Origin of the sequence: Glutamicibacter sp. BW80, from assembly GCF_002332385.1 — a bacterium.
GTDB lineage: Bacteria > Actinomycetota > Actinomycetes > Actinomycetales > Micrococcaceae > Glutamicibacter.
This window is the reverse complement of sequence record NZ_NRGV01000056.1, coordinates 1-12,322: the sequence shown is the minus strand read 5'-3', so window position 1 is coordinate 12,322 and position 12,322 is coordinate 1. Positions and strand designations below refer to the sequence as shown.

General features: G+C 55.9%; 9 protein-coding genes and 1 pseudogene. 5 read left to right on the top strand and 5 right to left on the bottom strand.

The window, feature by feature from the left end; translation table 11 throughout:
• Window positions 1-39: 39 nt before the first annotated feature.
• Window positions 40-426, bottom strand: a complete 387-nt coding sequence (locus tag CIK76_RS15050) for a TipAS antibiotic-recognition domain-containing protein (RefSeq protein WP_096287904.1) — start codon at window positions 424-426, stop codon at window positions 40-42.
• A gap of 464 nt (window positions 427-890) precedes the next feature.
• Here CIK76_RS15050 and CIK76_RS15045 point away from each other — a divergent pair, with 464 nt between their 5' ends.
• Window positions 891-1,496 (top strand): recombinase family protein, encoded by a 606-nt coding sequence (locus CIK76_RS15045; RefSeq protein WP_096287967.1) that lies wholly within the window; start codon window positions 891-893, stop codon window positions 1,494-1,496.
• Between the two features lies 1 nt (window position 1,497).
• Window positions 1,498-4,461: a Tn3 family transposase gene (locus tag CIK76_RS15040; protein ID WP_096287902.1), complete on the top strand. Its 2,964-nt coding sequence runs from the start codon at window positions 1,498-1,500 to the stop codon at window positions 4,459-4,461.
• A gap of 13 nt (window positions 4,462-4,474) precedes the next feature.
• Here the strand turns inward: CIK76_RS15040 and CIK76_RS19135 are convergent, their stop codons facing one another.
• From CIK76_RS19135 to CIK76_RS15025, 4 genes and pseudogenes are all read right to left on the bottom strand, one after another.
• On the bottom strand, window positions 4,475-4,729 hold the full coding sequence (locus CIK76_RS19135; protein WP_141393579.1) for a hypothetical protein: 255 nt from the start codon (window positions 4,727-4,729) through the stop codon (window positions 4,475-4,477).
• Window positions 4,730-5,015: 286 nt separating this feature from the next.
• Window positions 5,016-5,261 (bottom strand): annotated as a pseudogene (locus CIK76_RS15035) (integrase core domain-containing protein); the annotation flags it as partial.
• A 365-nt stretch (window positions 5,262-5,626) separates the two neighbouring features.
• The gene (locus CIK76_RS15030; protein WP_255248499.1) at window positions 5,627-7,546 is read right to left on the bottom strand and encodes a tyrosine-type recombinase/integrase; all 1,920 of its coding nucleotides are present in this window, start codon (window positions 7,544-7,546) and stop codon (window positions 5,627-5,629) included.
• On the bottom strand, window positions 7,512-8,594 hold the full coding sequence (locus CIK76_RS15025) for a tyrosine-type recombinase/integrase (protein WP_096287896.1): 1,083 nt from the start codon (window positions 8,592-8,594) through the stop codon (window positions 7,512-7,514). The genes CIK76_RS15030 and CIK76_RS15025 overlap by 35 nt, the downstream gene beginning before the upstream one ends.
• 342 nt (window positions 8,595-8,936) lie before the next feature.
• Between CIK76_RS15025 and CIK76_RS15020 the strand changes: the two genes are divergently transcribed.
• The 3 genes from CIK76_RS15020 to CIK76_RS15010 are packed head-to-tail and all read left to right on the top strand — an operon-like array spanning window position 8,937 to window position 12,138.
• Entirely contained in the window at window positions 8,937-10,145 is a 1,209-nt protein-coding gene (locus CIK76_RS15020) for a tyrosine-type recombinase/integrase (RefSeq protein WP_096287894.1), read from the top strand.
• The gene (locus tag CIK76_RS15015; protein WP_096287892.1) at window positions 10,142-11,101 is read left to right on the top strand and encodes a tyrosine-type recombinase/integrase; all 960 of its coding nucleotides are present in this window, start codon (window positions 10,142-10,144) and stop codon (window positions 11,099-11,101) included. The genes CIK76_RS15020 and CIK76_RS15015 overlap by 4 nt, the downstream gene beginning before the upstream one ends.
• Window positions 11,098-12,138, top strand: coding sequence for a tyrosine-type recombinase/integrase (locus tag CIK76_RS15010; protein WP_096287890.1), 1,041 nt, complete (start codon window positions 11,098-11,100; stop codon window positions 12,136-12,138). Before CIK76_RS15015 ends, CIK76_RS15010 begins: the two co-directional genes overlap by 4 nt.
• Window positions 12,139-12,322 lie beyond the last annotated feature (184 nt).

Genomic DNA, 12,322 nt, shown 5'->3' with positions numbered 1-12,322 from the left:
GTTAGTGGTTTGACGCTGACCGTTCCTACACCTAGCGGGCTAGCGCAAGGAGGTCTGCGCGTAGATACTCATCGCGTCGGCGAGGAACGGCACCATGTCTGGGTGGTAGGCGTTGTGGAAGGCTGCCATGTCGGCGTTCTCCCGATAGTGGAGTGCCATTCCCACGTAGGCGCGGGCTGTTGGGACGTAGAATCTGCAAGCGATCCCATAGTGCAAGGCGATGAGGGTTTGTATCTGCTTGCTGCCGGGGTCTGCGCTGGCAACGAGAGGGCTCATCCGCTTATATAGTGCATCCCAGTCCGCGTGGACCAGTGGTCGGTCCACGTTTTCCCAGTGGTTGGTGGCGGCAAGGCTTTGTGTTTGTTCCTCGTTGAGCGCCTGTCGGCATTCGCTGAGATACGAGGAGCTGAGTGAATCGATGGTCATGGTTGTTCCTTATCAGTGGTGTGCGGTGATGAGCCGCGAAGTCCATGTAAAAAGGGCGCGCTAAAGGAGCGTTCCGCCTGAACGTGTACAGCAATGTCTGAACGCAGGAATCTGCGATCGACTTTCGCCGGCTCAGGCGGGTTTAGACAAGGCCACCATGGTTTGCACTGATAATCATCTGTTCACCATATCTTGTAATCCCCTCGCTATCTTCTCCGTTCGCTCGAACCCCTGGTCACAACCAACGGACATGGTTACAGGCCATGGACTGTTGACGGTGCCCACCGGGTCAGGGCTGTGCGGGAATGGAACGTTTTCGGCATGGTGGACGACTCTGTTTGCCGGGGTCACGATTCCCTTGGTTTCCGGCGGTTCCCTTGTCGGCCATTTTGTAGCATTAGTCAGTGCCGGTTTCTATGGGTCATCTTGCTGCCCTGTTGATGAGTTCCGTTACAGTTGTGGCTATGGGTGAGATGTTTGGGTACGCGCGCGTTTCGACGGCGGAGCAAAACGATGCGCTACAGCAGGACGCTTTGAAGGCGGCTGGTTGCTTCAGGATCTTTTCCGACCATGCTTCGGGAGCACTGGCCACCCGTCCCGAATTGGGCCGGCTGATGGAACAACTCCGTCCCGGGGATACTTTAGTTGTTTGGCGTTTGGACCGGTTGGGTAGGTCGTTGAAACATCTGATCGACACGGTAAACGTTCTGGAGGCCCAAGGTGTTGGGTTCAGGTCCTTGCAAGAGAACATTGATACGACTTCTCCCGGTGGGCGCCTGGTCTTTCACGTGTTCGGTGCCCTTGCGGAATTCGAGCGGGATCTGATCAGCAGCCGAACCCGTGCGGGCCTGGATGCGGCTCGCGCCCGGGGGCGTACCGGGGGTCGTCCTTCGTTGTTGGCCGGGGACAAGCTGGAGACTGCACGAAGCTTGTATGAGCAGGGCCAGCTCAGCGTAGAAAGTATTGGTGGCGTGCTCGGGGTCTCCCGCACCACGGTCTACCGGTCATTACGACAGTTGTCCGATTCCCCCGTGGGGCGCTCGTCCCGGCAAAAGCACAAGGACGCCTGAGGTGCCCCGCCGTCGTGTGTTGTCCGCCGCTGAACAAACGGCGCTGACGGAGATCCCCACTGATTCTGAGAGCATGAAGTCGCTCTATTTGCTGGATGCGTCAGAGTTGTCGTTGGTGCGTCAGCATCGTGGAGGGCCGAACCGGCTTGGGTTTGCCCTCCAACTTGCCCTGCTGCGGTTCCCGGGAATTGCCCTGGACGAAGAAACCGTGGTCCCATCTGAGCTGATCCGATGGATCTCTACCCAGATCGGTGCCAAGGAATCAGACTGGGCAAACTATTCGGCGCGGGCCATGACGCGGTGGGAGCACGCGTCAAAGGCCAAAGCGTTCTATGGTCTGTCCACTTATACCGTCGCTGATGCGGATGCCCTGGTCCAGGAATTATCGGCTATGGCGTTGAATACGACCAAGGGTGCCGCTGTTGCCGCTCATGCGGTGTCTTGGCTTCGTGAGGCCAAGATCGTTTTGCCCGCTGTAAGCGTGATCGAACGCGCATGCGCAGAGGCACTCACCCGGGCCGATCGCCAAGTCCAGTCAATGTTATGTGAGCCCCTAACTAACCGTCACCGGCGGCAGCTGGATAGTTTGCTGAAACGGCGTGAGGAAACATCGCTGACGTGGCTGGGTTGGGTCTTGCAGGCACCGGCCAAAGCAAAAGCAAAACACATCCTCGGACATATCGAGCGGCTCAAGAAGCTGACTTCCCTTGAGTTGCCGTTGGAGGCAACACGCCGCGTCCACCGGAACCGGCTACTGAAACTCGCCAAAGAGGGAACAGCGATGACGGTTGCCGATCTGGCCAAGTTCGAGCCCTCCAGACGACACGCGACACTTCTGGCCGTCTGTGCTGAAGCGGAAGCAACAATCCTGGATGAAATCATCGATCTGCACGAGCGGGTCATCACTACCTTGTTCAGGAACGCGAAGAACAAACAATCGAACCTGACTCAAGCCTCAGCGACGGCGGTGAACCAGAAAGTACGTCAGTACGCCCAGTTGGGTCGGGTCCTGCTCAAGGCACGCGAGACTGGTGAAGACCCGTTCGCAGCAATCGATGCCAACATCGGGTGGGACGCCCTTGCCGAGTCCATTGACGAGGCAACACAACTAGTCAACCCTGAGCGTGACGATCATCTGTCTTTGATCGCCGCACAGTTCCCAACGCTGCGAAAATATTCGCCAGCGTTCTTGGAAGCCCTGGAATTCCGGGCCTCACCAGCGGTAGCAGATGTTCTCGAAGCAGTGGTCCTCCTGCGAAATCTCAACACGACCAGGACCCGCAAAATCCCGGACACGGCCCCGACAGCTTTCATCCGTCCTCGTTGGAAAAGCGTTGTCTTCACCACCGATGGGATTCACACCGGATTCTATGAGCTGTGTGTGATGGTCGAGTTGAAGAACGCGCTCCGATCTGGAGACATGTGGGTCAAGGGCTCCCGGCAGTACCGGGACTTTGATGACTATCTCCTTACGCCCCATGACTACCACCAGCTCAAGCAGACCGGCAGCCTGCCGCTGCCGGCGCCGTTGACAGAAGAAGGGTTCTTGGCCCGGCGCCTCGCATTCTTGAATGAACGGTTGCAAGAAGTCCAAGACCAGGCGGCCGCAGGACTCCTGGACAGCGTCACAATCGTCAATGGACGGCTGAAAATCACTCCACACGAAACCGATGTTCCAGCAGGAGCGAAGCCCTTTGTTTCCAAGACCAGCGGCATGTACCCACGGGTACCGATCACTGACCTGCTCGTGGAAGTCGATTCCTGGACAGGTTTCTCTGATCACCTACCCAATATCAAGACTGGGCTCCCTGCCAAAGACAAACAGCTACTGCTTGCCGTGATCCTAGCCGACGGGATCAACCTTGGGCTGACGAAGATGGCCGAGGCCTGCACCGGTGTCACCTATGCCCAGCTCGACCGGGTCCAAGCGCACCACATCAGAGATGAAACCTACACCAGCGCCCTAGCCGTACTCGTCAATGCCCAACATGATCATCCTTTTGCCATGCACTGGGGTGATGGCACCACGTCATCTTCGGACGGACAACGCTACCGGGCCAGCAACAAGGCAGAGGCCACTGGCCATGTTAATCCGAAATACGGCAACGCACCCGGCCGGCTGCTCTACACCCATGTCAGTGACCAATACACCCCGTTCTACAGCAAACTCGTCAACGTCGGAGATCGCGATGCCACCCATGTCCTGGACGGGCTGCTCTACCACGAATCAGACCTGAACATCATTGAGCACTACACAGACACCAACGGCTACAGCGACCAAGTCTTCGCCCTGACCCACCTGCTCGGTTTCCGTTTTGCACCCAGGATCCGCAATCTGGCCGACACCCGCTTGTTCATTGCGAAGGGTAGCCCGGAGACACCGCTGATGGCACCGTGGGTTGGCGGCACGATCAATACCGCCTTGATCGACAAGCACTGGGACGAAATCCTGCGGCTGAGTGCCTCCATCAAGACCGGGACCGTGACCGCGTCGCTGATTGTGCGTAAACTCAGTGCCTACCCGCGCCAAAATGGCTTGGCCCTCGCGCTGCGGGAACTCGGACGCCTCGAACGCACACTCTTCACTCTCGACTGGATCCAGGACCCCGGGCTACGCCGCCGTGTCACCGCTGGACTAAACAAAGGCGAGGCCCACAATGCCCTGTCCCGTGCCGTGTTCTTCCACCGCCTCGGCGAAATTCGCGACCGTCCCATCGAAGACCAGCGAAACCGCGCATCCGGGCTGACCCTACTCACCGCAGCCATCGTGCTCTGGAATACCGTCTACCTCGAGCGCACCATCACCACGCTAAACAACACCGTCAACCCACCAGATCCAGCCCATTTGAAACACCTCTCGCCGCTGGGCTGGGACCACATCAATCTCACCGGCGACTACACCTGGCGAACCACCAAACCAGGAAAATACCGGCCCGTCCGCCACTCAAAACCCTCGTACCGCTAAATATTCTCCGAATTCACAAGCGACCCCAGTTACGGCGATTATCGCGATCTAGCCAAGGAATAAAACGGCCTTTGTTGCCAGCTGCGATGAGATAGGTAAAGCATAAGATTGCGCCGAGGTGAAGAAGGCCTATCCACAGTCCGCTGGTTTGGAAGGTAGCAGGAAGTTGTGAAAGGCCCAAGAGAGCAAGGACGAGATAGAAGTAGTCGCTAGGAATAGCTTTCGGCTTACGTTTATTTTGCGACGTTGGGGTAGCTTCAGTAGCCATTGAGAGCTTCTTTCCAGATTAAGAGAAACAGTTTTGCTTGATATCGTTAATGCCAATAAGCTCGGCGAACAGGCCACCAGCTGCAGCTATAGCTGCATTTCGCTTCGCGGCCGCGCCCTTTTTGCTGTGGTACGCACGCCATATGATATTTACGCCCTTTTTGACGGATCCAAATCGCTTGACTAACTTATACCCAATTTTTGCAGCAGCTCCCCAAGGCATTAGATTGGCACCCACTGTAGCGGCACATACAGTCCAACCCCAGACCGTTGAACCGTCCCGGAAATTATGCCGCCAGTTTTCTGGCAGCTTCATCGGGTAACGAGCCGCTTATTTCATCATAGTAGAGTTCTTCGAATTCCACTGGCGCACGATACCCCAGGGTCGAATGTAACCTTTCGGTGTTGTACCAGTGCACCCAGTCCACCACGATTTCCACCACATCAGATTCAGCCATCAAAGGCCCGGCTCTGAACGGTGAATCTTTGGCCACGGCCTCGTTCTTGAACAAGCCCATCACCGTTTCGGCGGCAGCATTGTCGTACGCTTAACCGGCTAAAAAATAGCTAGGCTACGCCTTATCCGGCTAATTCTATTTTTCTCTGCACTCCCTGTTGCACGCCCGGTCATCACTCTGCAGGAGCGGCTTCCCCTGATTCCAAGAACCCGAACCGAACACGTCAACCCGAGCAGGAGATCCAAGCAAAATCGCACGGCCACCTAGCCGCGCGGATCCCTCTCGGCACTCCTGGATCAGCTCACGAAGCCCAGCAGAACGATAGAGCGTGGAACGGGAAAGCCCAGCGAGTTCAGCTACCGCCCGAAACGTCACCGTACGTCCCTGCATTCGCAATGTCAGCAGGGCCTTATCAACAACTCGTTGAGACTCGCTTCGCTTCACGCCGTGCGTGTCCTCTCGATGAGCAGATCCAATTGAGTCACCAATGCTTCATGCCGTTGCACCTCGCTGTCCCAGCCTCGGCGTTTTGCGTCCTGCGCCAAAATCAGAGCGTCCTTACGCTGTGCCTCAAGCACTGGAAGATTCGAATCCTCAGTGCGGAAGCTCGGACAGTGCTCGCATATATTCGCATACTGGCACGCCTGCTGGGCTGGGGACCTCAGGCAATGCCCGCCAGCAAGCCGTGACTTGATCGTCGCGGTATCGTGCCAAGAGCCAACAGAAACATCACTCAACGGAAGCAGCGAACGGTGTTCTTTCAGGTCAGGTAATCCGATGCGTGACTTCGCCAAGTCCAAAGCACGCTCATATTCGGTGCGGACAGTTGAATCGAATAAGGATGCATAACGCAAGCTCATCTCCGCTGAGACATGGCCCAAGAGAGCCATCAAGGACTGGAGGGTGACCCCGGCATTGATCAACGCAGTCGCATAAGTATGACGAAGCTGGTGAGGAGTGATCTTTCCCAGGCCGGCGGCTTGCGCAGCTCGGTTTAGTTCGAGCCGAACAGCGCTTTCTCCCAACCGGCGTCCGTGATGAGTGAAAAGGAACTGGGCGGGCTTCCCCGTGCGTGGATGAGCCAACGGCTGGCCCGGCGAACGTTCTGCGATGATGCGATCAACCAAAGCCAGGGTGTCCGGGTCCAGCGGAACCATACGCTCGGTCTTCATCTTTCCCAGCGGAATCTTCAGCCAAGTCCCTGCCTCGGGAATCTCATGAACACAGTCCAGTTCCAAGTCCAGCAACTCGCCAATGCGCAACCCGCACGCTCGTTGAAGCAGCAATGCATCGGCAGCCTGACGATAGTCCGAGGCCAGGAGCTCTTGGGCTAGGAGCCGGTCGGCATCCGGGGGCAAATGACGTGGCAGTGGCCGAGGAAGCCTAGGAACATCAGAACGGAAGAACAACTGCCGTGGAGGAGCTTCGGGCCATCCCCACTCGGTAATTTCACGTAAGAAGTTACCGGCAGCCCTGACCCGTCGTGATTGTTCCGCTACGGAAAGCGTGCCGGAGCTCTTCGTATTGGGGCTTCGAGGCAAAGACACCAGATACGGTTCAATATGAGAACAACGAGTTAGCTCAGCCGGTGAAGCTAATGATGGATCTGCTTCGGTGACGAACTGCCCGAAATGCGCTAATCGTGTTGCCAGGCTACTGACCGTTTTCCTAGTGCAGGTCACTTCCTTACGTTCCAAATACCGCAGAAGAAACTGTGCAAAGGGACCGTTCACTGCGCCGACCCTATCCTTGAGCGGTACCCGCTGGGTCCTGCTCAGAGGTGGATTGGCAAGCAGGTGTGCATGGAACAAGACCTGGCGGGTTGAAGAACTCAGCACGAGTAATGGACGGGCTGAGATGCCGGTCTGGGCTTCTCGGGCTCGGCAACAAGTTTCAAATTCCTCTAAATCAGCACTCGTGATCTGTGTAAGTGGCTGTTGAGTCCGCAGCAGGATCTTAGCGATGACGCTGGTCGTCATCGCCGCACTGACTCGTTCGCTGAACCCCACCTTGCGGGCTTGAGCAGAGAAAAATCTGAGATCATCTTCGTAATCAGTTCCCTGGACCTCAACGAAGATGTTGGCTAATTTCCGCTCAAGCAGATACGGGAAGTCGCCGCGGATCCTTTTGGTGACCATCAGATAAAGCACGAAAGCTCTAGTGCCGCTATTGGCCTCAAGCCGCCGCTCCAGCGGCTCTTGGCTCCACTGCGCCGGGTCTGGATATCGGAGCATGAACGTTCTTGCTGCTGAAAAATACGGTTCCGACCCGCGGTGAGTGGAGGATAAGTAGGTGCGGTAAGCGCCAACGAGATCCAGAGGCGGTTCAATGTGATTGTTTTTGGCGGTTGATCGCGGCATCGTATTCTGATTTCACGTGGGCAGGAACAAGGTGGATGTAGCGGGCGGTCGTGTTCACGTGGGCATGCCCCAGGAGCTCTCTCATGATGGACAGGTCCACCCCTGAAGCTGCTAAGGCACTGCCGAAGGTATGGCGCAATGCATGTGGGTGGCCGTCAGGAACCCCTGAAATTTCGCGGTGGTACCGGAAGATCGTACGCAGGCCAGCTGCTGTCAAGGGCAGGCCGCGGTTGGCTCCTTTGGCAACGAGAAATAGCCGTTGCTCATCCGATTCCGGGCGTTCAGCGAGCAGGTAAGTTTGGATGACTCCGGCGACGTCCACGTCTAATGGAACTCGTCGTTCCTTGGATCCTTTGCCCAGCACTAGTAGCCACCGCCCACCGATGTCCACATCGCGTATCCGCAAGGCAAGTACCTCGCCAGCACGTAGCCCGCAATAGAGCATTAGCCCTGCCATGGCACGATCCCGGTACGTCCGCAGACCTTGAAACAGGGCAATGACTTCGTCAGATTCCAAGGATCTTGGTAGCCGGCGGGGTTCGCGAACACGTAGCGGCGACCTGGCAGCTGGTGTAGCCAGATGCCCCAGAAGCCCGGAACGCTGGGCGGAAGATACCCAACGGGACTCCTGACCTTTCGGCATAGGATTGGGGAGACACGGATCCCGCATCGCCAAGAATGTGAACAGCCCGGACACTGCTGCCATCCGGCGATTCACCGTTGCAGGTGCATATCCATCGGCTCTTTGACCGTCTAAAGTCATTACATTCGGGCCTGGACGTCCTGGTACGGATGATTGCTTGCAGAACTTCAGATAGTTGATCAGCGTGTTGGTGTCAACTGCTTCGATAGTCAGATTTTGTTCGTGTAGCCAGCGGCAGAACGCCAACAGGTCATAACCGTAGGCTCGTGTCGTGGCTGGAGAGTAGTTGCGGTCACTCAGATAGCCGAGGTAATCATTAGCCTGGGAGAACCTCGCTGCTGCCGACCCATGGAGGTTCCATGCTCCGTGTGAAGACAACAAAACCAACTCTTGCTGGGTGTTCATGACACATGAGCATCGACCTCATCCTTTGGAAAGTCAAGAGTTTCCGGGGGAATTCAAGGGTATAAAACGTGGATTAGCCGGTTAACAGGGAATCCCCGACACTGCCAATCGACGGAACCAGCCCCTCAATTTCTAAGGTGTCGGTGTAACGGATCGAGGTATATTGCGAGCCAGCGTCCGAGTTAAGCCGATATCGGCTTAATTCAGATTATGCCGAGGTTTTCGTTAAGCCGAGAAAACCAGGACCGCGCTGGTTAGTAGCTGGTTGAACCAGTATTCCTCGGTTTAACATTCAGGCCTATCCTGACGGATATCCGTGCTCCCAATTGAAAGGAGCGAGTCATGGATACCTCCGTACAAGAGATCGGCACAGCCGTTGTCGATGCGCTCAGAGCTGCTGGCTACATGGAATCGACGATTGGCCAATACCAGAAGTCGATTAAGCAACTCGGCCTGCTGGCGGCCCACCAGGATGGGATCTATACCTGCGAGCTGGGTACGCGATTCGTCTCGATGACTACCAGTCCAAGGACGGGAAAATTCAGCCAGCAACGTAGCAACGACTATCGACGGCTGATTCATTTATGTGATGCATATCTGCTGACGGGATGCGTGGACTTGGCCGTGCGCCAACGTCCCTCAACGATGCCGTCGCCGAAGACCCCGGAGTTTTGCCAACTGCTCAGTTTATGGGGTCAAGACATGAAGCAGCGCGAACTCGCTCAGGTCACGCTTTATTCATTCGGTTCCATGGCGACACAATACCTGGCCTATTTGGAGGCTCAAGGAATCTTCACGTGGGACAAAGCCGATGGAGCCAGCGTTCTGGGGTTTCTCGAATCCCTACGCGGACAGTGGGCGGAAACTACGATGTGGTCCGTCGTGGCTAATTTTCGCCCGTTTTTGAAGTTTATGCAGCGCACTGATTTGCTCGATGCTTTAGCACTGGCCAGGGCGCGCAGGCATCATCAGATCCACGAAATACTCTCTCCTGCCTCTGAACGTATCGTGGTCGAGTTCTGCCGCGATAACCCGGCAGTTTCGGCTCGTGATGCGGCCATCGTGTTGCTGTGTTTAGTCTCTGGGCTGCGTGCTTGTGACATCATCAGCCTCAAACTTGAAGAGGTTGATTGGCGCGGCTCGACACTGGGAATCGTCCAGCAAAAAACGGGGAACCCTCTCACGCTTTCGCTGCCTTCCCTAGTGCTGAAGAAACTGGCGGACTACGTACTGCACGAGCGGCCAGAAACGACGGCCGCTCAAGTCTTTATTAGGTGGAAAGCTCCCCACCAGGCATTCGGTGGCCATTCGTCAATCTATCGAGTGATCAGCACGGTGTTCCGCACCGCAGGGGTGGACGATATGAAGGTTGGCTCGCGGATGCTTCGATATAACGCAGCATCCAATCTGCTTCGAGCCAGCACTCCCTTGCCAACGATTTCTGCCGTATTGGGTCATGCCAGCGCTGATTCCACCAACGTGTATCTGAGCACAGACGTGGAGCAGCTTCTAGCTTGTGTCCTGCCGTTGCCAGTAAGCCAGAAACAATGAAAACGCCAACTTTCACCAGCGTCTTCGCTCGCGACTTGGAACGATTCATCGAATTCAAGCGGAACATGGGCTGCTACGGGGCATCACGGATCCACTATCTGCGCAGCTTCGACGAGTACTGCACCAAACATCAAGCCCGCGTCCTTAACCAAGAAACCGTCGTCGGGTGGGTCGAGGAAAAACGTGCCGCGCAACCTGGATCGCCACCTTCATGGATGTCGTATATTCGCGACTTCGGCCGGTGGATGCGCACCCATTCACATCCTGAAGCTTATGTGCTTTCCGAGCAGTGGCGCGCAGGTTTCCACCGGCCGCAACCCTACTTACTCAGCCAGTCAGAGATCACCGACTTCTTTGCTGCGGCTGAACATCTAGCATCGAAAACACCATGGCAATGGCAAGCCACGGCGTTCTTCGGACTCATGCATTCTTGCGGGCTACGCACTTGCGAGGTGCAGCGCTTGGCCGTGGAAGACGTTGACCTAGAGAGGAAACTATTAAATATCCTCTGGTCCAAAGGCAATCGGAGCCGTCGAATCCCATTCGACGATCAGATCCGGGAAGTCTTGTTTCGCAGCGATCAAGCAACGAAATCCAACCTCGGCCCGCGGCGCCAAGCGTTCTTTACTACCTCGACTGGTGCTCCTCTCGGCAACACTGCAGTAGGGGTGATGTTCAATAGGATTTGGGACCAAGCTGGCCTGCCCCGCACCGAAGGTGGGCCCAGAGCGCGCCCCTATTCATTCCGGCATCACTTTGCTTACGCGAACATTGAACGGTGGATGGCTCAAGGCCAAGACGTCAACGCGATGCTTCCATATTTATCCCGATATATGGGGCATGCCTCGTTGGACAGCACCTTTTACTACGTGCATACCTCTCCGGACTTTTTGAAGAGCTACGCACAGTTGAGTCAGCCTTATCAAAGCCTGTTTCCGGAGGTGGGATTCGAATGAAAAAACCAGCAACACCCACGTCATCCAGTTTCTGGAGCTACGCACGGAGCTATCTTCACGACTACCTGCCCAAAGTCCGTGGTGCGTCACCACGGACTATTGAGGCCTACCGGATCAGCCTGGAAAACTATGTGCACTATCTAACTTCAGTTCAAGACATCCCTCGGGAAGTGATCAGTTTTGATCATTTCAGCAGGGATCTGTTGAAGGGATGGGTGAAGTGGATGCAAGAAACTAAGAACTACCAGCCGCGGACTGTTGGCTTGCGGCTGACCTCCATTAAGGCCTTCTTGCATTACGTTTCGGCCGAAGACATTGTCCTGATGGCTGTCGATGAGTCTGCACGGACCGTGAAAACACCTGCGGCTGCAAGAAAGCCCATTGATTACTTGGACACCGAGCAAACCACTCACCTTCTGGCAGCGTACAGTGGCGAAACGTTGAAATCTCGGCGCAATCAAATGCTGCTGATCTTGCTCTATGACACAGCAGCACGCGTCAGCGAGCTGACTGCGTTGACCCTCGCCGATATTTCTTTTGCAGAGCCGGTCTGCGTGAGGCTGACCGGCAAAAGGAGCAAAAGCAGGATCGTGCCGTTGAGCAGCAAGACGGTAGAACATCTGGAGGTTTATCTTGCGCAGTTCCATCCCGAACCTGAGCGTAGGCACGGGAACCGACCATTGTTTTATAGCTACCGTAGCGGCCAAGAAACAGCTCTTTCAGCAGACTCCGTGAGCTTGATCCTGAAGAACGCCGGCGATAAAGCACGTCTCACGTGCCCGAGTATGCCGGAGCATCTGCATTGCCATATGCTGCGTAAAACGAAGGCGATGGACCTCTATAAGCAGGGGGTCGCGTTGCCGTTGATAATGCAGCTTCTGGGGCATGAGAACATGAGCACGACATCATCGTTTTATGCGTTCGCGACGCTGGAGATGATGCGTGCTGCGATGGCCGCGGGAAACCCAGCGATTGAAGAGGTCCAGCAAACTACTTTGAGCAGGGAGGAACTCGACCAACTCTACAGCCTGCGTTAGGAAGAATAGTTAAGCCGAGGAATACTGGTTCAACCAGCTATTGACCAGCGCGGTCCTGGTTTTCTCGGCTTAACGAAAACCTCGGCATAATCCGAATGATGGAGAATCCCCTTGTCAACTGGTCTTTTGGTGTGTTTTCGGCGCCATAAAGCCATCTTCAAGCACTGTTCCACGAAGGCGGTGT